This is a genomic window from Flavobacterium sp. 270, from assembly GCF_004368785.1.
GTDB lineage: Bacteria > Bacteroidota > Bacteroidia > Flavobacteriales > Flavobacteriaceae > Flavobacterium.
Map to the genome: position 1 here is coordinate 284,489 of NZ_SODM01000001.1, position 23,473 is coordinate 307,961.

The following is a 23,473-nucleotide window of genomic DNA, read 5'->3' on the forward strand; positions in this document are numbered from 1 at the left end:
TTTATTTTATAAAACAAATATACTATAGTTAGTCCATATTTAGTCCACAGTTAGTCCACCTTAGTCAATATCATTCAATTTTATTCAATTAATTTTTAACATTAAAAAACACTGCAAAGCATTGAATTTACTAAGTTTTAATTATTAATATGTTGGTTTTTAATATGAACAAAAAACGACTAAGTGGAAACGTTCGTAGTCCAGTCGAGGTCACAAAAATCCCATTTCTAACGAAATGGGATTTTTTTTTTTAATTTATAAAACTCAGGGTTTTAATTCAAAAAATGGTTTTATCTTTAAGCCTTTAGAAAATTGATATTCATTATGGAACAGAAAATACATCAGGGAAGAAACGTAAAACGTTTTAGAGAAATGCTTAACATAAAGCAGGAAGCATTGGCTTATAATCTGGGCGAAGACTGGAACCAAAAGAAAATTTCTATGCTGGAGCAAAAAGATGTAATTGAAGACAGTTTACTGAAACAAATTTCTGCCGTATTAAGAATTCCTGTGGAAGCTTTTCAGAATTTTGATGAAGAACAAGCGGTGAATATTATTTCTAATACTTTTGGAGATAATGCTTGTGTTGGAAATCCTAATTCTACATTTAGCTTCAATCCTATCGAAGAGTTAAAAAAACTTCATGAAGAAAAGATTGCTTTGTATGAGCGTATGTTGAAGGAGAAAGATGAGATGATGGTTAGGCTTGAGAAATTGATTGGTAAATAATTATTTTTAAGATATATTGATTTTGGAAAAGAGACTTTTTGAGTCTCTTTTTTTGTTTTGGAAATGTTTATTCATGAATGAAACCGCTTTAAATACGGCTGACAAATCTCTTTTCTTTCTCGCTATTCCATTGTACATGATATGTTTTCCCATTTATTTGGTCAAGTAATATGAAATTATATGTGTTTTTGGTAGGATAAAGTGTAAACCTTCCATTTACTTCTTCTGTTGTCAATACAAGTGAATCTGGATTTAATATTAGTTCTCCCTCGTAACCTTCTTGTGATATAGTAAAATGTACTTGCCACATTTTTCCATTTCGAGTATCCAATTTAATAAAAGTCCAATAGTTATCAGTTGAAAATAATCGATAAATCGGAGATTCAACTTGCTTATCTATCTGTTTTATTATACTTGCGCTATTTTGTTGTGTTTGTCCTTGTAAAGACAAAACAGACAAAATCCCCAATATAATCAACATAAAATTTTTAGTCATCATATTCAATATCATATTTTATAAAATTTGTTATTATTTTAAATCAGACTTTTAACTTCAATCAATTATTAAAATTTTTGTTAACAAAAATTACTTAATCTTTGTGTATTCGACTTATAATTGATTCCAAAGTTCCATTATGTTTGTTGTCTCTTGTCCAATTTATTTGATTCTTACTTACTTGTAAACAATATCCTTTTTTATCATCGCTTATTTTGTAATATTTTTTATTTCCTTTATTTGCATAAATTTCTTTGTTGTCAATCCACCAATCTTTATTTTGTTTTTTCAAATCAAACAATTCTTTAGTAAATTCTGAGCACGTAAAATATCTTTTATTTAAATCTTTATTGGTAGCCGTTTTAATTACTGTCTTAATTTTATTATTTACATATACTGGTAAAGAATCATAATCAAGTAATTTATTTTTTACTATTAAATTATCTATTGCTGAGTCTATAAATTGCCATTTTTCAAATTCAGATCCTGTAATTTTTAAAAATTTAGATTTTTGTCTTTCATCTAACCATTCAAATGGTGCTTCTGGAAATTTCCCTCCTAAAAGTTGAAAAAGAATTATCCCAACTTGATAAATATCAGATTGTCTACTGTAGACATTTTGAAGAACAGACTCATTTGGTCTATAAATTTGCGTGGATTTTGACGCAACCACAGTATTTTCTGTATTTGAAATAAATTTTACTGAACCAAAATCAGCAATATAAGGTGTTTTAGTTTCTTGATCTATTAGGATGTTTTTTGGTTTTAAATCTCTATGAAGTAAATTATTTGGGTTTCTATGTAATTCGTTCAGACCATTCAATATTCCTTGTGTGATATTTATTGCATCATAGAGAGTTACGATATTATTGTCTTTGAAATTTTTCAAATCACCACCGCTAATTTCGGGTGTTAAAAAATAAGCGTATTGCTGATGAATTATTTTTGCGTCATAAATTTTTAGAATATTTGAATGCTCAATACTTTTAAGAATTAATGGTTCATTATGAGTTGAAACATCTTTGTTATAATAGTAAAACTTTAATGCAACTCTATCGGATAATAACTCTCTTTTACCAAAATATAATTCTCCGTTTGCACCACTATCAGAATATCTATCAATTACAATGTCATTTTGTAATAATATAAAATCTTTAATTATTTCGTCAACATTTTCGTCACCCATTATTTAAGAATTTAAAATGTAGTACGCCAATTTTGATGCTTCAGATTGATAACTAAATTGTGGAGTTATACCTAAAGTATTCTTTTTATAATAAGCACTTAAAGTTTTTGGAGAAACAAATTCGACAGGCTTATTTTTATACGCTTGAATAAAACCTTCCAACTTAAAAGAAATTCCAGAGGATGAAAATTGACCTTTTGAACTTCTTGATAGAATTGCAATTTTATCAATTTCTAGAGAATTAAAATGAGAATGAATAGTTTCTATACAATCAATCACTTGAGAATGATTATGATCGTCATCAAGTATAATAGATTTTACTTTACCAGTACTTTCCGTAATTTGATTTTCTGAATCTTTTTCCAAAACAACGAAGATTATTTTATTGGATTTTATTTCAATTGCGCATACTTTCATAAATCAATTTATTTAGTTTAATTTTTATTTTATTGTTTGCCTGTTTTTATTTTATCAAACATATAAAACCCCTTTTATTTTATTTTACGGTTTTCCATAATTGCACATTTTAAGTGGAAAATTAGCTTTTTAATATAAAAAAAAATCCCGTATAAATACCTGTTTTTAAATTAAATTATCTATATATATTTATCCCATACATATTGTAATTAGTTTTTATTATTACAAGCATATTCCTTAGAGCATCTTAATAATTAACAAATAAAAAAATAGAATGGCTGAATATAGAATTTCGGGAATTTGGAAAAATGATGACAATGTTATAACTCATTATGCAGTTCATTTAAGAACTAAAAATTCAATTGGTACAGGTTATTCCATCGGTAGAGCAGTAAAAATGACAAAAGCTGCTACAGTAGCATTATTACAGAATAATCAAAACAGTGCAAAAACATATATTTGGAATTATACCACTGCCGGATGGTCTGCTGGTGGAGATATACACGTCGTAAACGCTAATCCACCATTTCTAAGAACAACTCATGATAGTACAATAAAAGATAATTTACTGCATTTGATAGACTTCGATTATGTATATTATTAAAAGATTGAAATTACCCCCGCTCTACAAAGTGTTATTACTTGAGACCGTCGCGCAAACGTCTCTGACTTTGCGCATTTCACCCCCGCTAGCGCGAGCGTCTCGCTCGTGCCCGTAACGATTATCAATTAATATCAATTTCTAAACAGCTTAATCATTATCGCCATAATTCCTTGCTGAACTGTATTTCCAATCTACAGTATTAGTAACAAAACCTGTTTCCAAAGGATTATTATAAATGTAGTTTAATTTCTGCTCATTAATAATTTTTGAGCTAATATAAATACTTTACGTTCACAAGCGGGACGCTCGCGCTAGCAATGAAGACAAACTAATTTTTGGAACAAATAACTACATGGAATTTGAAAAAGTAAAAGCCAGTTGCCAACAATTGTTAGCTTAGCTTGTGCTTTGAATTGTGCTTTGAATTTTGCTTGAAAATTTAGTTAGCAATTTTTATTTGAAATCTTTTATTATAAATTTACCCAACTGTCACAAAGGTCAAACCGTTAGTTAGAATTCAATAAAAAATCAAAAAAATATGAAATTAATTCAATCAATCACTTTTATTTTATTATTTATAACACAATTGGGTTTTGCACAAAGTAAGAAAGAAAAATTAGAACAACTTTTTGATTTTTACAATCAACAAAATCTATTTAACGGTTCTGTTTTTATTTCTGAAAAAGGAGAAACTTTACTAGATAAAGGTTATGGATTGTCTAATGCAGATTTAAAAAAGGAAAATAACGCTAACAGCATTTTTCAAATATATTCTATTACAAAAACTTTTACAGCAACGGTAATTTTAAAATTAGTAGAAGAAAAAAAACTTTCATTACAGGATAAACTTTCAAAGTTCTATCCAGATTATCCCGATGCAAGTACTATTTCAATTGAAAGTTTGTTAACCAATACCTCTGGAGTTTATGACTATACCAGAGGAAATGATATGAAAGACCAAACGGAAAAATCATTTATTGAATTTCAAAAAACAAAACCTTTGGATTTTCCAGTTGGAACTGATTGGAGTTATTCTAACTCGGGATATTATTTTCTAGGCTATGTAATTGAAAAAGTAACTGGAATAAGTTACGAAAAAGCAGTTGAAAAATACATATTTAAACCATTGAAAATGAAGCAAAGTGGTTTTGCTTTTAAAAATCTAAAAAGTGAAAATAAAGTCACTGGCTATGAGATTTTTTCTGAAAAAGAACAAAAACCATCGATTGTTTATGATCCGCCTATGCCTTTTGCAGCTGGTGGAATATACTCAACTGTTGAAGATTTAAACAAATATTATAATGGACTAAAAAATTACAAAATTATATCCAAAGAAAGTTTAGAAAAAGCATATACACCTTTCAAAAACAATTATGGTTATGGTTGGATTACAAAGCCAATGTTTAAAAAAATGACAGTTGGTCATAGTGGTTATGGAGCTGGTTTTTGCAGCAATTTTGTTCAAATTCCCGAAGATGATATCTGCATTATACTGCTTACAAATACAGAAAGAGGTTTAGACACTGCCACTTATGCTATTATGAAAACTTTGTATAATTTGTATAATAAAGATTACAAAATTCCAATTGTAGCCAACGTAAGCTCAGAAACTTTAAAGCAATATGTGGGAGCTTATGAAGTAGAAAACAATTTTGTAATTTACCTTACAGTTGAAAACAATAAATTAAAAGTAAAAAGTGGAAACGGGCCCACAACTATTCTATATCCTGTAAAAGAAAATTTATTTTACGCTGAAGAATTAATGGGTGATGTAATTTTTGAAAGAAACAAGACTTCACAAATAGAGTCATTAAATTTTCATGTAGGAAATCAACTAAAAAAAGCAAAAAAAATATTTCCTTCCTGGGGAATTGTTGGAACTGCCACAGAAAAAGGCTGGGAAGGTCCTGATGCAAAACTTCTTGAAACTGAAACAAAAGGAATTTGGACAATTAAAAATGTGGCTTTAAAAACAGGTGAGCTTAAATTTCGTTTTAATAACGATTGGGCTTTAAATTTTGGAAAAGATATGAGCGACGGAATAATGCCAGGAGGAGATAACATAGAAATTTTACCAGGCGTGTATGATATTATTTTGGATATAACTGATTACGAAAAACCAAAATACAAAATTTTCAAGAAAAGCTAAAAAAACAACCTTCAGCAGCTAATGGATTTGTTGCCGTGCGTAGCACGAACATTAAACCTTTACGATACATACAAACCGCTTCAAAACAAAAACAAAATAATTATCTTACAAATCAATAGAAAAATGGACTAATTTCTTTAAATCATTCATAAAATGGTTTATAAATTGTTCCGTAAGGGTCACAACAGCCAAATGGCGCCAATTGAAGACAATTGGCGCCATTTTTTTCGTTTACTCCATTAATACGATAACTTCGAATCTTTTTTGCTTTTATTTTGGATCAAGTTCAAAAGTTGGACTTAATACAAAAATATGTTCCAAAAATTAATCTTCTTTGTTAATTTATTTAAAACCTAAATTATTTACTTTAGCTCAAAAAATATACTAGTAATGAGTATCTGTCACTAAAAACTAAATCTTTAATAAACCAATGAGCCAAAGAGAAAATGATTTAATAAAAATAAAAAGATTTTTAGTAGAAAAAGACAGTAACGGAGTGTATGAAAATGCTTTTTCTTTTATTCACACCTATGAAGAAGATGAAGAAATTCTTTTGCTCCTTTGTCAATTGTTCGAATCAGAATGGCATAAGGCTCATGAAGATATGGCCAGAGCTTTTCAGTATATTTCAAATCCTATTACTGCAACAACTTTATTTAAGGTGGCCTTTTCAGATTTTGAATACCTTAGCTGGAATGACTGTTTTCCTTTGCAGAGAAAATGTACTTGGGCGCTTGCAGACATTGGAACTAATGATGCTAAAAGATATCTGGAACAAATAGAAAAGCAGGCCAACGAAACAATAGCTGAATTCGCTACCAAAAGACTAGTGTTATGGGATTTTGAATTCAGAAGGAAAGCTACTGTTTTAGGGGAAACAAGTTATAAAAGCTTTGCAATAGCTCTTGAGAATTATTCGGAAAGTCTAAAAGAATTGCCAAAAAAGGGACAAAATCTTATTGGATTTCTAATGAAAAACCTTCATACTATTGATATTCCACCTTATGATTATATTGCAAAGGAGTATGTCGTATTATATCTTACTAATAAAAAAAATACAGCAACTTCTATCATAGAAAGTCAAGATCTTGAAAAGCCTGATTATAGTATTTTGAAAACAAATTCACTACAACTAAGTTTTCTATCTATATTACATGTTTACTGTTCGATAGGAATAGAAAATCAGGAAAGTGTACTCGCTGTTTGGCTAAAAAAAGAAGATTTTAAAGCTATTTTACAAAATGTAGAACCAAAATGGAATCCAGACTATGACTATTTTGGAAAAGAACTCGAGAGACAAACCATACAACTTGATCTAAATGAAGAGGATTTTGAGAGATTTATAAAAGAAAAAATTGAATTCGTATTAGATGTCTCTGATTTTATCATAAAACAAAAACAGCATATTAGCCAAAATCAGATTGAAAAATTAATGATTCCTAAAGAAAGAATAATTGAATTAAAAAACATTGATTTATTGGCGAGAATTAATCATAAATAAACTTTAGTTTTTATAATTTTTACATCATTTAATCTTAAAATATTTTTTCTTTCCTACATAAAAACTAAAATATAAAATTAGTAATTCCTTCAAATAATAAGCATTTGAATTCAAAGCAATTCATTCAACATGCATCAATCGAAAGTTTAACATTTGTATAGTTACCTGTTCAGATTATTAAAATTAGTAAATAAACAATTTACTACCTTCTCTTCGTCTCTACTTTTCGATAGAAAATCCAAGCTTGAATTAATTAAAAAAATCGAGAAAGACTTGTTATTTTGATTATATAATTTCAAAAAACTTTCTTAATAGCATTTCTTTTTTCTGTACTATTGTATAAAGTAAGGATAGCTAAAACAAACAGTTTTTGGTTTTAACCAATAAGTGTTTGTTTTAGCTAATTATAAAAATATGAAATCACAGAACAAAAAAATATTATTTTTTATATTTCATTTTTTGTATTTATTTAATTTGTATGCTCAAAATGATATTAATAAATTCTTTTTTAATCTGCCTTTGGAAGCAAGCAGAGACACTATCTACTCATCAATCAAAAAATATGGATTTTTAGAAGAGAAAAAAAATAGAACTGTACTTCAAGATGACTGTGTTATTAAAACATTTTACGGTTATTTAGATGCAAAAACAGCTACAAACATTTTACCTACCGCAGATAGTATCAAAATTCAATTATCGCTTGGAAGTATTTCTTCTGAAATTGACAAATATTATCAAAATTTACTAATTATCGAGAGTTATTATCATTTTTCAAATCCTCAAGCCGCAAAAATATTTTATCGAGATAAAAAAATAGAAATAGAAAAAATAAATGCAAAAAAAACAGCACAATACAACAATTTAAATACTAATATAAAAACAAGAATTAGTGATAAATTAACTGATACTGAGGACTACACAGAAGCTTCTATTGCGTTTAAAAGAGAAAGGCCGGGATATATTATTATTATCTTAGAATACCAAAGAAGTGAAGGAGAGAAAAAACTCAAACCCCAATTTATTACGAAAAAAGAATTAGTAGTTCGAGATATAGACTGCAAGAATTTATTTCGTTCTAATAACGTAGAACAACTTCCGGTTACAAGAAAATGCTCCAATAAAAATAATAAATCATTACAATACTTTAAAGAAAGTATTAAAGACTACCTCTGGAACGATGTAAATTTCGACGATTTTAATTTGACACCAGAAAGACAACAAATTGCTTTAAATTTTATTATTACTAAAAATAATGAAATTATCAATATTAAAGTTTCGCACCCAAACAAGAAACTTTGTGAAGAAGTAATGCAAAGTATAAACAGAATAAACATAATTGAACCAGCAATGAACAAAGGTATAAAAGTCGACTATTTAGCCGAGATTCCAATAATCTTTTCAATTAGTAATTAATAAATAGTAATAAGAATATAAGTACTTGTTCAAAAAACTTGAAATAATAGATCATAATCTTAGCTAACAATTTTATAAAAATCTTCAAAAAATTGGTTAGATAATTGAATGCTTCCCGCTACGAGGAAAATACAAAGCCTGAGAAGTATAAATTTCTCAGGCTTTTTTATGACAGGTATTAAACCACTAAAACCCGCTGGTCTGACAGCCAGCGAGCTTAATATTGTAAAGAATTTTTAATTATTTGATGCTGATTGCCTCCAGAAGGTTTTCTTGATCGATGAACGCTGCAATATACTGCTGGACTTCATTGCGTTTCTCGCTGGCCGTTTCAAAGGTATTGATATGAAATTCCTCATCCTGGTCCAGGATATGGATAATCTCAGTATAGCCTTTTGAAATCAGGCTGCCTTTGAGTTTAAGGATCGTATGATGCTGGCGTGCATCCAAATCTTTTCTCACCTTGAGTTGTATTGCTTTTTCCATTGTGAAAGATCTGTTAATTCGTTTTAGTGTATTTCTTTAATCAAATATAAATAGTTAGATCTGATGCACACTTCTTCGCAATGTATAGCAGAAGGAAACAAGGCATCAAATTGAAGAAACGCCAGTCTTGTTGCTGACGCTCTTCTATCACATCACACAATTGAGAAAACGATCTTAGTTTTTATTGGTCATAACACAATTTGTGTTCAACCTTGAAGATTGGTTTTCCATTAAAATATCTTCGAATATTTTCTGATTGGATGGATTATCTTTGGTAGCAACTACAGAGTCCGTTGAGAATGCAAGCAATGCCTCCTCTATCGACAGCGTTCCTTCGGCTGAATCCTTACGTCCACCGAAAGCGAACGAATCCGGGCTGCGCTGACACTGGCTGTTTACGTTGACTCGCCCAACCTGCATATTCAGCAGGTCTACCATTTTTGATACCGTTCTGAAATTTTCGCTGAAAATGCTTACCTGCTGGCCGTATGGAGATTCTGTTATACTATCTACGGGCATATTGATATTCATAAAAGGTACAACAGGAATGATCGGGCCAAACTGTTCTTGGTGAAAAATGCTCATTTTACTATTCACCGGAAATAAAACGGTCGGCTGAACCAGGGAAGCATAGCCGCTTTCGATTTCAGGCTTGCGATTGATAACTCTGGCTCCTTTTTCTATAGCTTCCGCCACCATGTTGGCCAAGAAATCCGGTTTATCAGGTTCAGCGAGCGGGGTGATTGTTACACCTTTATCCCAAGGCATTCCAACCTTCAGTTTGTTCACTTCCTCCACCAGCTTTGCGTTAAACTCATCAACAATGTCCTGATGTACATAAAGTATTTTTAGTGCCGTACATCGTTGTCCGTTAAAGCTTAAAGCACCTGCAACACATTCTTTAACAGCCAAGTCGATATCAGCGTCAGGCATGACAATGGCTGCATTTTTTGCGTCCAGTCCCAACACAGCTTTTAAACGGTTTGATTTTGGGTGCATTTTTTTAAGGCTGTCGGCAACCTTACTGCTGCCAATTAGTGCCAGCACGTCTACTTTGCCACTCTCCATCAGTGTCGGCGCAGTATCTCTTCCCCTTCCATATACTGTATTGACCACGCCCTTTGGAAATGCTTGCACGAAAGCTTCCAGCAATGGTGCAAAAAGCAAGGTGCCATGTTTTGGCGGTTTGAATAATATAGTATTGCCCATGATCAATGCAGGGATCAGGGTCGTAAATGTCTCGTTTAGCGGGTAATTGAAAGGCCCCATACATAGAACTACTCCGTAGGGTACTTTCCTGTTATGTCCAATAAAGTGATTGGAGATCACCACACGTAAATTGAGATTGTTCAGACGACCAGCCGCCTTGATCGTTTCATTAATATAATCAACTGTTCGGTCAAATTCTTTTTCGGCATCTGGGATGGTTTTGCCAATCTCCCAAACTATGAGTTTCACGATTTCTTCCTTTCGGACCAACATTTTGGCGGTAAAATCTTCCAAATGCTCTATTCTTTCCTGCATACTCATTGAAGGCCACTTGCCCCTGCCTCGGTCAAAAGCTTTAACAGCAGCTTCTAAAGCTTCCTCAGCCTCGGTCGTTGTTGCCAGCGGGTAGCTGCCGATCAGTAAGGGCTCTGTCGTACCGTCATTTTTCTGGATATGGATGGGTGAAGTCACGGTATGTGAAGGGCCCTTCCACTCCCTAAGCTCTCCGTTGATCAGGATGTTTCTTTGAAACAACGGAGCTTTTAATCTGATATTTTCTGGTATATCAATAATGGCAGGAAATAATCCTGCCATTGATGATTGTTTTATATTGTTCATAAAACATTTTTTTTAAATTTTATAATTACGTCATACCGTCATCAGCTACAAGGTCAATACCTGTTATGTAGCTGCTGTCGCTTGATGCCAGGAATAGTATGGCAGAAGCCATTTCTTCCGGCTGGCCGATGCGTCCAAGAGGTGTAACCTGCGAGAACATCGTTTTTGCAGCATCAAGTTCTGCCGGAGTTTTAAATTGAATGTCCAGGATAGGAGTTTCGATTGCGCCCGGACTTAAGTTGTTTACGCGGATGCCACGGCCTACCAGTTCAGCTGCCCAGGTTTTAGCATAATGGCGGATTGCAGCTTTAGTTGCACCGTAAGTTACATACTGTGGAAATCCTTTTAAGTGGATGCATGAACCAACCAAAACAATTGCGCCGCCATCATTCAAGAGCGGAAGTGCTTTTTGAACTGTAAAAAACGTACCTTTTGCGTTAACATCAAAAGTTTTATCAAAGTGTTCAAGCGTTACTTCTGCTGTTGATTTTACATCCACAAAACCTGCACTGGCAACAATAATATCCAGACTGCCTTTTTCTGCTTTTACGGTAGCGTATAAGCGGTCAAGATCTGCAAGTTTAGTAATATCACCCTGAACTGCGGTTACGTTTCTGCCGATTTCGGCTACTGCTTTATCCAGTTCAGACTGGCGTCTTCCGGTAATGAACACATATGCTCCTTCTTCTACGAATGATTTCGCGGTGGCAAGACCTATACCGCTGCTTCCGCCGGTTATAACGGCGATTTTGTTAGCTAACTTCATTTTATTTAAATTAAATTGTTATTGATTATTATTTATATTAATTCGGATTTGTTACTTATTATAAATCTCTTAAACCGCCGTCAAGCAGAATTTCTGCTCCCAGCATAAATGTTGACTCTTCTGAAATCAGGTACAAGGCAGCAGCGGCAATTTCTTCTGGAGTACCGACACGTTTAACCGGAGTAAAGTTGCCCATGGCCTCTTTCATTGCGTTTGCTTCATCTGTACTACCAGTTACTGTGGCAAAAACAGGCGTATCAATTGGACCAGGAGTTAAAGTGTTTACGCGGATCTTGCGATCAAGCAGGTCGGCTGAGAAGCTTCTTGCTAATGAACGTACAGCTGCTTTTGTAGCTGAATAAGCTGCGTGGTTAGGAATACCTTTGCCATTAACGGTTGAAGACACCAAGACTACTGATGAACCGTTTTTTAATACAGGTAAAGCTTTTTGAACAGAGAAGAAAGCTCCTTTAAAATTGATGTCGCTTACTTTGTCAAATTGGTCTTCGGTAAAATCAGCCAACGGCCCTAAAATGTAAACACCTGCGTTAACAATCAGAGCGTCAACTTTACCAAAACGTCCTTCTACGGTTTGATAGATACGGGTAAGGTCGTTCAGGTCAGAAACGTCACCTTGAATACCCAGGCCGTTTGGACCGATATCAGCTACAGCCTTATCTATGGATGCCTGATTTCGGCCGGTGATGGCCACTTTTGCACCTTCACTGGCAAAAATTTTTGCAATGCTTAAACCTATGCCACTGCTACCCCCGGTAACAACAGCTACTTTGTCTTTTAATTTTTCTGACATTTTATGATGTATTAATTACATCACAAAGGTGGTAGTTAATGGAGCTTTGAAACGATGAAGTATCTTATGAAAAATGCGTGAACTAGTTCACTTTTTCTTCACTTTTGCTGTTAATATTTTCGATAAGTGGTTCAAGATCTGTCATGGCACCAAATAATTTGGAAAAAAGAAATGTTTTAACAGATTACTATTTTGTTTACTGTTTTAGGAATGAAGTAATTTATTATTAACTTATAAATGCAAATCCATGTATACAAAAAAAGGAGGCAAACGATTTGTTTGCCTCCTTTTTGGAAAAGAGGGATAGATTACAACTCCCTTAGACCACCGTCTAGCAATAGTTCGGCACCAAGCATAAAGCTTGAGTCGTCTGATGCAAGATAAAGTGCTGCTGCTGCTAGTTCCTCTGCCTGAGCTACACGCTTAACCGGTGTAAAATTGCCCATAGCTTCTTTCATTACCGCTGCACCTTCTGCACTACCAGCCACTGTAGCAAATACAGGAGTATCAACCGGGCCAGGAGTTAAAGCGTTAACACGAATTTTGCGGTCAAGCAATTCAGCCGAAAAACTGCGGGCAAGTGAACGAACAGCTGCTTTGGTAGCTGAATATGCTGCGTGATTAGGAACACCTTTTCCGTTTACAGTTGAAGAAACCAATACCACAGAAGCGCCATCTTTCAACACTGGAAGAGCTTTTTGAACGGAGAAGAAAGCACCTTTGAAATTGATATCACTAACCTGGTCAAATTGATCTTCAGTGAAATCAGCCAATGGACCTAAAATGTAAACACCTGCATTAACTACTAGTGTGTCTACTTTACCAAAATGATCTGCTACTGTTTGAAAAATACGGGTCAGATCAGATAAGCTGGAAGCATCGCCTTGGATACCTAATCCGTTTGAGCCTATTTCAGCAACAGCTTTATCGATAGCTTGCTGATTACGGCCTGTAACTGCAACTTTAGCACCTTCTTGTGCAAAACGTTTAGCGATGGCTAAGCCAATACCGCTGGTACCGCCAGTAACAACGGCCACTTTATTGTTCAATTTTTGTGACATAATAATTAAATTTTTATATAGCAAAGTTGGCGCATTTGCAATTGCAGGAAGATGAACTAGCTTAAGAAAAACATGTGAACTAGTTCACACGTTTTCGCACTTTGTCGTTACAAATTTTTGAAAAGAACTCACGGGTCATATTCAAACAAGAAACAAACTTGCATTGTAATAAGCGTTTAATTAACCGAACGTAACGAGCAAAATTTGAAGAATGCTTAAGGTCAGCTGCTTATTTTCTCTGCTATTCTGCATGAAAGCAAAAAAAATGCTTCCTATAATGGAAGCATTTCTTTCGTCCGATTTAAATAATCCAATGATTATTTTATTGCAAGGAGATCAACTTTCTCAATAACTGGATCAGACGCTAATAAGTCTGGCGCTTTGGCCATTAATGCTTTGGCGATGTCACCTGCAAGGTGAGCTTCTCTGCCGCCTTCAGAAGGAAAGGTGTCAAAAATTCCAAAAGTAGAAGGGCCTATTTTTAAGGCGTACCATCTTACTGTTTCTAATTCGGCTTGTGCAATCGGCAATGCACTTTTAATAAAGTCTTCTGTTTCTTGTTCTTTGCCCGGTTTGGCTTCCAAACGGGCTAATAATGCAAATTTTTCCATATCGTAATTATTTTTTGTTTATTCTTTTTTCAATTGGCCAGTCATTTAAAACATAACTGTAATTTTTCTGATTGCACATGTCCGTGCCACAGCCAAATGGCTACCTTAATTTTATTCATTGCTTCAATTTTATAAATGTTAATAATTAGTGCGACAAAAATCCCATATTATTTCAGAAAAAAAGATGAACTAGTTCACCTTATATAAAGAATTGATAATATGTTTTCACAGTTAAGAAAATAAAATTGAGCGTCGGAACCAAACCTATTCTTGATCTTTATTCTGTTGTTATATCATAATTTTATTTTTAATGCACTTTAAAATTGAAGAACTGAAAAAATAAAAAATGACAACTTTAGAAAGCGTTTAGTTCTTTTTCAGCAGAAAAGGATCGAGATGAACTTAAAAGGACTGAAATAAAAAAGGTGTCACGTTTAGTGACACCTTGTATTAATTATTTATGGATCATACTGACCTTTTGTAGTCCATTAAACTTTAACAGTTTCCATATCACTCAGCTCAAAAGTAAGGTTAACTGAACGATCCCCTTTGGGCCGTGTACAATGCCTCACATTTGCAGGAATAGTAAAAATTTGCCCTGGTCCTAATTCAACGGTGCGGTCTTCCAGATCGATACATACCACCCCCTCCATCACCAGGAAGGTTTCATCAGAATTTGGATGATAGTGCCAGTAAAATGGTTCAGTCATTACGCCCATTCGCACGACATGATTATTAACTAATGCCAGCGGCACATTCTTGTAGCTTTCGATGCCTTCGGTTTGCTGCAGGATATCTATAACAGTGAGTGTTGGTATTTGCATATGAGTATTGTTTTGATGCTATTTAGTGTTTCGTTAGTAATTGTTTTGCCGGCAGGTGAATTCTCTTTTACATTCCACGACGAAATGTTAGTTACAATGTATAAAAATTATTGGTAATTATTTCGAGAACCTACTTAATAAATTGCTCTATCTATTTTAGTCAGGATACTTTTACTGATAAACAAATCATTACTAGTTTACATCTTTGTAAAAAAGCACATCAATCCTGATAACGCCTTTTTAGATAAAAAATGCATTACCTTTGGTTCGCAAAATGCAAAACTAGAAGTAAAATCCAAAGTATAAGTTTGGAAAAACATCAAATTTATTTACAGCAGGTACTTCTTGAAATGTTTTACCTAGATTATATCATTCCTGGAAATATAACATCAGAAAATGCAATAGTTTAAAAAAGACGCAAATTTGTAATCTTTAAATACCATGGAAGACTTTTCACCTTTTCTAAAAAATATAAAAAACAAAATCGAACTTTCACCAGAAAGCATAGAATTATTAACCGATGCATTTGAGGTGATGAAGATCAAAAGAAAGCAAATGATTATACAGCCAGGTTTTGTTGCTAAGTACCGTATTTACATCTTGAAAGGCGCTTTTCATTCCTATGTAATAGATAATAAAGGCATTGAGCATACGATTCAATTTGCAATTGAAGACTGGTGGCTTTCGGACTATAACAGCTATATTCATCAGACTCCAGCGACACAGTTTGTGGAAGCTTTGGAAAATAGTACTATTCTCCAAATTGATTATCAAACCGAGCAGAAACTCAAAGATGCCAGTTGGGAGTTGGCCACATTATTTCGACTGATGGCTGAGCATTCAGCAGCTTACCTAGCTCGGCGTATCGTATCCAATTTAACTCAAACTGCCGAAGAACGGTATAATAATTTTGTCACTACGTATCCAAAGGTAGCGGAGCGTCTACCACAGTACGCGATTGCTTCTTATCTAAATATGACCCGCGAGTTTTTATCCAAAATCCGTAATGACAAAGTGAAAAAGAAGTGAATGGACTTGATACCATTTTTGTACAAAATTGGGCTAATAAAATACTAATGGATAAGATTATACTTTTACTGCATTGCTAGGAATTGTTGATACACTACTGCTAATACGCACAGTTGAAAATGTGCCGACCTATCCTTGTTTCAACCATTTCTACTTCGCAACTTCCACCTGAAAGCTTGCAAATTTCAATGTCATTTATCTGTTTAGAAGCCGCTACGAAATCTATAAACTTAACATAAGAGATTTCACTCTCGAAATCTTCATTTCGCATTTTCAAATACTTTGAATATATAGCATCATATATGAGGTGGATATTTAATCTACTGTTCTCATTAAATATTGCTGTCTTTTGTACGCCTTTAAAAATATCATTCTGTAATTCCTCTATTTTCATAATGATCAGTCTTATATAGCTGTAATAAAAATTATTGACTTTAAAATTTTAAGATCCAAAAACATAATTTAAAACTGTCCCATATTAAAGTACAGGACAGGAAAATTAGTCAAGGGTGTTTTATCTTTTACTTATACTTTTTCTGCAAGATCCCAGATATATCCGAAAGGATCTTTAATTCTCGCTTTTAGATCACCCCAGAATTGCATTTCTGGAACTGAAATAATTTCTGCTTCCTTCTCTTTTTTGATTTCTTCAATTAAAGCTTTTACATCATCAACATACAGATAAAAGACAAAAGACGGCACATTTCCGGAAGTTACAGGAGCAACTGCTTTAAAGTCCCAGTTTTCTTTATTTAGTACAAAATTGTTTCCGCGGTAGCGTATTCTTGCAAATAGTAAGTCTCCCGTTTTCTCATCCTCCAGCTCAGAGATGTTGACCATTTCAAGCACACCAGTGTAAAAATCTATTGCTTTGGCAACATCCGGCACGCTTAAAGTGGTTGTTAGCCAATTCAATCCAGGATGCGGATGCGCGCGGTGTTCCACATTTTGAAACCAGTTTAATTTATTGTTCTTCATATCATTAATTGTTTAATGATGCAAAGATCGGCTGTAATTCAAAAGTTTTTTTTGATGTAGATCAAAATCGTTACTGCCGGCGAATTCTGCTTAAAGTTTCCTGCGTCACACGCAGGAATGAAGCAATATGTCCCAGATTAATCCGTTGCAGCAGTCCTGGCTGCTGATTAATAAGAGTAATATAACGCTCTGGTGCACTTTCTGTATGAAGCGAAGTAATTCGGTCCTCAAGTATGACGCATAGTTCTTCCGCAATTTTTCTACCAATTAAGTTTAATTCCGGGTGCTTACCGTATAAGATTTCCAGATCATCAACGCCAAGGGCATACACCTCCGAGTCTTCCAGAAATTGAATATTTTCAGGAGAAGGTCTTCCTGTATACATAGGCATGATGGCTCCAAAAATCTGATTTTCTTCTCCGAACCAGACATTTATTTCTTTTCCGTTCTTGTGAATGTAGGCTCTGAACACTCCTTTTTTTACAACAAAATAGCTGGTTAAGATCTGCCCTTCTTTTAGAAAATGATCGTTTTTTTTCTTCAGAAATATTTTTATCTTTTCTTCAATATCTTTTTCGGCAGCCGGGCTCAGTGTCCCATATTTTTTTAGTTGCTGAATTAACGGATTTATATTGTTCATGACTATTGATAACTATTGAAAAAGCAAACTTGCAATTAATTAAATGCAAAGCTATTATTTAAAGCTAAATTTATTAAATAGGAGCAGTATAAAAGTGGACTTGCTAACTTTTAAATCACAAAAGTTAAGGGAATTTTATAGATTTTCAGCTTCCTTCCATTTGTGACAGAATCGTGGCACGCGGTCATTATTATATATACAACTCAACATTGATATTTTCCTCCATTCAGAAGTTGTATAGTATCTTTACCGTTTATATAAAAATAAACTGCAACTTTTTAGGGTTGCAGTTTATTTGCTCTTTTTGCAGATATAAACCGAATACTTTAACAAAATGGCATACTAACTCTTTTTACTTTTTTCCAGAATAATTTGTTCTGCCTAAATTTCCAACTATTTGTTCTCTAAAATAAGCTTCATTTTTAGAAGTCCACTTACCTCGTTTTCCTCTTTCATTTTTTAATCGATTAAGATCCTCCGCTTTAAAGGAGGATTATTATGGTTTTACACCTCTCTTGCAAACCATATGATATACTTTTCAGTACGTAAAAGGCCATTAAAATATTAACTCAGATCAACAAAAATTAAACAAAATTGCGCAGTAAGCTTTAATGCAATCAAATTTTCTCTTGTTTCTCAATAAACTTTAAGCTGCCTGTTTATTGTTTAATAACAGCAGCAGAGCCGCTTTTGTCATTAAACTTAATGAAATAAACACCAGATGCCTGCTCAGAAATATTTACCTGCTGTCCCTTTCCTTGTTTTACTTTAATACCTAATGCAGAAATTACAGTCCATTCTAAATCTTTAGAAATATGGAATATTCCTGTTGATGGATTGGGGAAAATTTTAATTCCCTTTGATTCATCTGTCGGATTATCAACTCCAAGATTGCAGTCATGAACCATGTAACTTATATCTTTAGTGTTATTACCGCCTGTATTGGTCACTGTTAACGAAACTTCTTTATCACCTTTAGAAGTATACTTTACAGTATGAGGTCCAGCTCCTGTTGCCGTTGACGGCTGGGCGTCAGTACCAAAACTCCAATTATAAGTATCTACATTTCCTATAGAAACTGATGTAAAGCTCACTGCTGCATTAACACATCCCATTTGTGGATTCACCTCAAAATCTGCAGTTGGAGCCGTAATTGCCGATGTTAATATAAACTCCATTTTATTGATATTGATATCTGCTTCTTCAAAAAATAAAGTAATAACATGTACACCTTCTGTTAATGGAATATTAGTGATTGCAGCATTCTGCCAGTTCTGAAAACCAGTTGTATTTTGAATATTTACTGCACCCGATACATTAACTCCATCTACTTCTAAGTGTACTTTTCTATTATTATAAGGCGTCGAAATTCTTAGATTAATAGTATAATTTCCTGCAGTATTTACTTTTGCCGTGTATTTAAGCCATTCATTTTTGGCTACATAAGCGATATTAAATCCTCCTTCATTACAAGCCTCCGTTCCAACACCGTCACCCGGTCTGTAGGGAACATCTCCACCTCCATTACTGTCAAAAAATGCATTAGGTCCTACATCATAATTTTCTGCTTCAATAACACCGGGAATTTGAGCCAACGTTCCCTGATATGGGCCGCTTGGCAGTGTTACTGCGTTATAAAAAGCTGTAAAGGTCCTGGTTCCTGATGCGGGCGCCTGAAATGTTTGATTAACAGTGCCGCCCTGACTCCAATGATCAAAATCATAGCGAATATTTCCAACATATTGCGGTGTGGGAGCATTTAATGTCTGTAGGGCAGCATTAGCAACTACTTGTTTTACAGAAGGAGCTGTTACAGCTTTCTGATTGAATTCAAGATTTAATAACGCTGGGGAACTTGTAGCGGTAATATCTACCAAATTTGGTTTTATATCTACAAAAGCAGAAGCTGTTAAACCATTACTGTCTGTAACTTTTACAGTAAATCTATACCACACATTTGGTGTTTTTTCGCCTTGATTTGACGCTGTAAACGTTCCTGATTTTACTCCTTGTGGACTGGCTCCCGGATGTGAATGTCCTGCTCCGGGAATATCTTCATGGAAAAGATCTATACTCCAAGAAAAAGCGCTGGCAGGAAGTACACCGTCTTCTGCATCATTGGCCGTTGCTTCAAAATTCACAAGATCCTCAGCATTCCATTTTAGAGTGGGCAAAGGTAAATTTATGGCAACTGTTGGTTTATTACTAAAAGGCGTTACGGTTAATAAAGCCGGGTTGCTTGTTGTACTGCCTGCCGTGTTAGTAACTATAACGCGATAAGAACCAGCATTTGCATTTGTGATAGAAGCAATAGTATAAGAAGCGGCATTTGCTCCAGCAATATTTACATTGTTGAACTGCCATTGATAACTCAGTCCTACACCGCTCGCACTAACATCAAACGTAACCGGTGAGGTTTCCATTATGGTTTGTGAAAGCGGATGATTGACAATCGTCGGAGCGGCCGTTTGAATATAATTAAGTTTAATTAAGGAGCCGTTATTTCCGTAAGCACAATAATAAATAAAACCATCATTTCCTAAAAACATACCCAGTGCCTGCTGCTGTGGTGCAGAGTAAAATTCTGTTGAAACCGGATCGGCAATGTTAGGATTAAAAGATCTTATTGCGTTTCTGACGAAGTCTTTAATGATAAATAATCCTTCAAGATTAGGATAACGAGATGTATCCGGATTATACAATAGTCCATTTGTTAATGCATTTCCGATACTTCCTGTTGCGTAGGTAAAAATAGGGTTTGTAAAAAGATTGGTTTCAGTTTGTTTTCCATCACCGCCCTGAGGATGCCCCCATCCATAATTTCGAATAACTGGACTACTGATTTCATTAATCTCTTCCCAGGATGTTCCAACATCCAGAACAAACAATTTATTTGCTTTAACATTAGCTACCAGTCTCCATGGATTTCTAAATCCATAAACCCAAATACTTTGTTTTTGTAATGAACCGCTTCCGTAAAAAGGATTTCCGGGAGCAGGCAGTCCTTCTTCTGTAAGTCGGAGGATTTTACCTTTGTAAGTCTCTAAATCCTGAGAATTAGTATTCTGCTGGCTGTCTCCTACTGTAACATACAAATAGTTATTAAAGAATTTTAAATCGCCGCCATTATGAAATCCGCCGCCGATGGGCTCCAAAAGTAGAATTTCCTGTCTGCCGAGAACCTGATTCGCTGCATTAATCTGAATTCTTTCTATTCGATGTCGAATTACTCCTGCAATATTTACACTGTAAAATACATATACATAACCGTTAACGCTAAAATTAGGATGCAAGGTAAGACCTAAAAGCCCCTGCTCATTATCGGTAACGGTAGCAACTGTAAAAACAGTAGAGACGGTATTATTTTGATATACTTTAACAATTCCTGCTCTTTCTGCTATAAATATTCTTCCATCTGCGGATTGCTCCAGAGAAAGACCTTCTTTTATAACCGAACCTGGAGCTAGATTTTCAGTAATATACTGAGAGCTGGCGTGCCAGGAGATCAATACTAAAAAAGTGCTCAATAAAATTTGAAATCGTTGTGTTTTGCTCAATTTGGGATTGATTTTTCTTGTCATAATTTGTTTTTTAAATTTTTAAAGTGGCTTAAAAATTGTGCTTTTCTTTGTAAATATTGTAGGAGTATTTAGTATTATGAATAAATAATGGAATTATTTAACACATAAAAGCTTAACAAATATAATTTAAAACCAATATTAAAGCGGTCACTGAAATAGAAAAAATCTATGTAACGATAATTTTAATCAATTCTAATAAGTAGTTATAGCAAAACCAAAAAATGTAAAGACCTTGTAAACTCTTTTTAGTTTAATATAAAATATGGAAGTAGATCTGCTCCTGCAGATTAAAAAAGGTAATTCCCAAGTCTAAAAGCTTTTTTAGAATTAACTATAGGAATTTTAATTGCTTAATGATTGGAATCTGGGTTAATAATTAGGAATAACCATTTCTATATCTTTAATCTTACAGTGTAATGATGCCTCGGAATTACATCTTTCTCACTTTCAATTGAATTGTTATTTTTAAAACAAAAGATTTAGAAGTTTCTAAAATAAAAGAATTGCTAAGCAAAAATGGAAAATCATGCTATTTTTTTTCTTTAGGAGCCATACTCTGATATGACAGGCAAGCTGATTTTGAAATTTGCTTAATTTTCGGATCTTGTTTAATAGTATTCTCTAAAAATGACCGATTTGAATCACCCCATTGGTTCATGGCATCAATAACATGCATTAATGACCAGCCAATTTCTGTTAACGAATATTCCACTTTAAGAGGTAATTCGGGATAAACTTTTTTCGTTACCATGCCATGTTCCTCCAGTTCTTTGAGCTGGACATTCAGTACTCTGCGAGTCGCTTCTGGCAGTAGTCGTAAGATTTCACTTGGACGCTTGATATCCATAGAAATTGCATTGAGTAATGCTGGTTTCCATTTTCCGTTCAATACTTCCCTGGTCAGATGCAGACCGCAATCTATGGTGAGAGGAATTTTTCTTTCGTACATATTTATTCTCTTTACACAAAATTAGTCATTTTATTGCTATTTCAATACAGGGATAAATTTATCCCTAAGCACTTAGTTTCACCCATATTGTGTCGAAACAATATATATTAGAGATTTGCAAAAAATAATGAAAAACAATGAAAAATACTGCACAAATACTATTAGAAGAATACCAGTTAGGCGATTTAAAATTGAAAAACCGCATCGTTATGTCATCACTTACCAGAGGCCGTGCCGCTAATGAAGGTCTTGTACCTACACCACTAATGGCTGAATACTATGCCCAGCGTGCTTCTGCAGGTTTAATTCTGAGTGAAGGAACATGGGTGAGTTCAAAATCTATTGGTTTTATTAATGTTCCTGGTATATATACTCCTGAGCAAATAGAAGGATGGAAAATGGTAACTAAAGCCGTACATGACAAAGATGGTTTAATCTTCTCACAATTAGGGCATATTGGCTCTGCATCACACCCCGATTTTTTTGATGGAGAACTACCTGTGGGGCCATCAGCCATCAATCCGCAAACACGCTCTTATACCCCTGAGGGTTTTAAAGACTCTCTAACGCCAAGAGAGTTTACTGTTCCTGAAATTAAGCAAACAATACAGGATTATAAAAAAACAGCCCAAAATGCTAAACTAGCTGGATTTGATGGTATCGAAATACATGCACAGGCAGGTATGCTGATTCCACAATTTTTAAGTCTGGCGACTAATCAGCGTACTGATGAATACGGAGGCAGTATTGAAAATCGTTCAAGGATTATATTTGAAATTCTGGACGCTGTTTTAGAAGTCTGGGAGAGTACTCGTGTTGCCATAAAGTTTACTCCGGCCGCTGTAAGCAACGTAGGTATCATGTCTGCTGATGAGCAAACTATACCTACATTCCAATACATTCTAAAAAAACTGAACGACTACAATTTAGCTTATTTGCATATCGTTGGACCTGCGGAAGACTTAAGCGGCACGGCAGTAGAAATATTGCAAGACAATTACTTCAGTCATTTTCGCAACAATTACAGCGGTAGACTGATGGTCAACTTAGGTTTTACACAGGAAAGCGCAAATGCAATTTTGAGTGATGGTACAGCTGATCTTGTTTCTTTCGGCGTTCCATTCATTGCCAATCCTGATTTGGCAGAACGATTCAAGTATAATTTACCATTATCGAATAGCAATCCTGCTACTTACTATGTCGATGGAGAGGATGGATACACCAACTATCCAACAGCCGGATCCATTAACAATCACTAAAAGCAGTCAAAGAAAATTGAATACATTATAAAATATATGTTCCAACTTTGAATCATTAACGTAATGGACTTCATACTTTTTCACACAAAAAGTTTAGGCTAATTTTAAAAATTTCCTTGACTTTAAATATGAGATTATAAAAAAATAAGGGGCTAA

Annotated in this window: 22 protein-coding genes; 7 read left to right on the plus strand and 15 right to left on the minus strand. The window is 34.0% G+C overall.

From position 1 onward, the window contains the following. The first annotated feature begins 324 nt into the window (after nt 1–324). Entirely contained in the window at nt 325–729 is a 405-nt protein-coding gene (locus EV144_RS01265; RefSeq protein WP_134145403.1) for a helix-turn-helix domain-containing protein, read from the plus strand. An 88-nt stretch (nt 730–817) separates the two neighbouring features. Here EV144_RS01265 and EV144_RS01270 read toward each other — a convergent pair whose 3' ends face one another. The 3 genes from EV144_RS01270 to EV144_RS01280 all read right to left on the minus strand — a co-directional run bounded on the left by EV144_RS01270 (nt 818) and on the right by EV144_RS01280 (nt 2,828). Continuing rightward, on the minus strand, nt 818–1,228 hold the full coding sequence (locus EV144_RS01270) for a hypothetical protein (RefSeq protein ID WP_208326825.1): 411 nt from the start codon (nt 1,226–1,228) through the stop codon (nt 818–820). Nucleotides 1,229–1,319: 91 nt separating this feature from the next. Further along, nucleotides 1,320–2,411, minus strand: coding sequence for a protein kinase domain-containing protein (locus EV144_RS01275; protein WP_134145405.1), 1,092 nt, complete (start codon nt 2,409–2,411; stop codon nt 1,320–1,322). Between the two features lie 3 nt (nt 2,412–2,414). Next, nucleotides 2,415–2,828, minus strand: coding sequence for a DUF3010 family protein (locus tag EV144_RS01280; protein ID WP_134145407.1), 414 nt, complete (start codon nt 2,826–2,828; stop codon nt 2,415–2,417). 274 nt (nt 2,829–3,102) lie between these two features. Here EV144_RS01280 and EV144_RS01285 point away from each other — a divergent pair, with 274 nt between their 5' ends. The 4 genes from EV144_RS01285 (at nt 3,103) to EV144_RS01305 (ending at nt 8,495) form a co-directional block, all read left to right on the plus strand. Beyond that, nucleotides 3,103–3,432 (plus strand): DUF3892 domain-containing protein, encoded by a 330-nt coding sequence (locus EV144_RS01285; protein WP_134145409.1) that lies wholly within the window; start codon nt 3,103–3,105, stop codon nt 3,430–3,432. Between the two features lie 538 nt (nt 3,433–3,970). Next, nucleotides 3,971–5,581, plus strand: coding sequence for a serine hydrolase (locus EV144_RS01295; protein ID WP_134145411.1), 1,611 nt, complete (start codon nt 3,971–3,973; stop codon nt 5,579–5,581). A gap of 430 nt (nt 5,582–6,011) precedes the next feature. Next, complete coding sequence (locus tag EV144_RS01300; protein ID WP_134145413.1) at nt 6,012–7,082, plus strand: DUF4291 family protein; 1,071 nt, start codon at nt 6,012–6,014, stop codon at nt 7,080–7,082. A gap of 414 nt (nt 7,083–7,496) precedes the next feature. Next, the gene (locus EV144_RS01305) at nt 7,497–8,495 is read left to right on the plus strand and encodes a hypothetical protein (RefSeq protein WP_134145414.1); all 999 of its coding nucleotides are present in this window, start codon (nt 7,497–7,499) and stop codon (nt 8,493–8,495) included. Between the two features lie 240 nt (nt 8,496–8,735). Here EV144_RS01305 and EV144_RS01310 read toward each other — a convergent pair whose 3' ends face one another. The 7 genes from EV144_RS01310 to EV144_RS01340 all read right to left on the minus strand — a co-directional run bounded on the left by EV144_RS01310 (nt 8,736) and on the right by EV144_RS01340 (nt 14,881). Then, the gene (locus tag EV144_RS01310) at nt 8,736–8,981 is read right to left on the minus strand and encodes a hypothetical protein (protein ID WP_134145416.1); all 246 of its coding nucleotides are present in this window, start codon (nt 8,979–8,981) and stop codon (nt 8,736–8,738) included. Nucleotides 8,982–9,155: 174 nt separating this feature from the next. Further along, nucleotides 9,156–10,808 (minus strand): NADP-dependent glyceraldehyde-3-phosphate dehydrogenase, encoded by a 1,653-nt coding sequence (locus EV144_RS01315; protein WP_134145418.1) that lies wholly within the window; start codon nt 10,806–10,808, stop codon nt 9,156–9,158. A gap of 25 nt (nt 10,809–10,833) precedes the next feature. Beyond that, a complete protein-coding gene (locus EV144_RS01320; RefSeq protein ID WP_134145420.1) occupies nt 10,834–11,574 on the minus strand; it encodes an SDR family NAD(P)-dependent oxidoreductase in 741 nt (246 codons plus the stop codon). A 58-nt stretch (nt 11,575–11,632) separates the two neighbouring features. Next, nucleotides 11,633–12,385, minus strand: coding sequence for an SDR family oxidoreductase (locus tag EV144_RS01325; protein ID WP_134145422.1), 753 nt, complete (start codon nt 12,383–12,385; stop codon nt 11,633–11,635). 308 nt (nt 12,386–12,693) lie between these two features. Next, nucleotides 12,694–13,446 (minus strand): SDR family oxidoreductase, encoded by a 753-nt coding sequence (locus tag EV144_RS01330; RefSeq protein ID WP_134145424.1) that lies wholly within the window; start codon nt 13,444–13,446, stop codon nt 12,694–12,696. A 317-nt stretch (nt 13,447–13,763) separates the two neighbouring features. Next, nucleotides 13,764–14,057, minus strand: a complete 294-nt coding sequence (locus EV144_RS01335; protein ID WP_134145426.1) for a putative quinol monooxygenase — start codon at nt 14,055–14,057, stop codon at nt 13,764–13,766. Nucleotides 14,058–14,545: 488 nt separating this feature from the next. After that, nucleotides 14,546–14,881 (minus strand): cupin domain-containing protein, encoded by a 336-nt coding sequence (locus tag EV144_RS01340; RefSeq protein ID WP_134145428.1) that lies wholly within the window; start codon nt 14,879–14,881, stop codon nt 14,546–14,548. 441 nt (nt 14,882–15,322) lie between these two features. Between EV144_RS01340 and EV144_RS01345 the strand changes: the two genes are divergently transcribed. Next, nucleotides 15,323–15,910 carry a Crp/Fnr family transcriptional regulator gene (locus tag EV144_RS01345; RefSeq protein WP_134145430.1) on the plus strand — a complete coding sequence of 196 codons (588 nt, stop codon included), beginning with the start codon at nt 15,323–15,325 and terminating at the stop codon, nt 15,908–15,910. 100 nt (nt 15,911–16,010) lie between these two features. Here EV144_RS01345 and EV144_RS01350 read toward each other — a convergent pair whose 3' ends face one another. From EV144_RS01350 to EV144_RS01370, 5 genes are all read right to left on the minus strand, one after another. Further along, complete coding sequence (locus tag EV144_RS01350) at nt 16,011–16,304, minus strand: hypothetical protein (protein ID WP_134145432.1); 294 nt, start codon at nt 16,302–16,304, stop codon at nt 16,011–16,013. 131 nt (nt 16,305–16,435) lie between these two features. Continuing rightward, nucleotides 16,436–16,888, minus strand: coding sequence for a VOC family protein (locus tag EV144_RS01355; RefSeq protein ID WP_134145434.1), 453 nt, complete (start codon nt 16,886–16,888; stop codon nt 16,436–16,438). 70 nt (nt 16,889–16,958) lie between these two features. After that, nucleotides 16,959–17,528 (minus strand): Crp/Fnr family transcriptional regulator, encoded by a 570-nt coding sequence (locus tag EV144_RS01360; protein WP_134145436.1) that lies wholly within the window; start codon nt 17,526–17,528, stop codon nt 16,959–16,961. 659 nt (nt 17,529–18,187) lie between these two features. Further along, nucleotides 18,188–21,109 carry a PQQ-dependent sugar dehydrogenase gene (locus tag EV144_RS01365; RefSeq protein ID WP_134145438.1) on the minus strand — a complete coding sequence of 974 codons (2,922 nt, stop codon included), beginning with the start codon at nt 21,107–21,109 and terminating at the stop codon, nt 18,188–18,190. Nucleotides 21,110–21,638: 529 nt separating this feature from the next. Continuing rightward, nucleotides 21,639–22,058, minus strand: a complete 420-nt coding sequence (locus EV144_RS01370) for a winged helix-turn-helix transcriptional regulator (protein ID WP_134145440.1) — start codon at nt 22,056–22,058, stop codon at nt 21,639–21,641. A 137-nt stretch (nt 22,059–22,195) separates the two neighbouring features. Between EV144_RS01370 and EV144_RS01375 the strand changes: the two genes are divergently transcribed. Next, nucleotides 22,196–23,317: an alkene reductase gene (locus EV144_RS01375; RefSeq protein WP_134145442.1), complete on the plus strand. Its 1,122-nt coding sequence runs from the start codon at nt 22,196–22,198 to the stop codon at nt 23,315–23,317. Nucleotides 23,318–23,473: the final 156 nt, after the last annotated feature.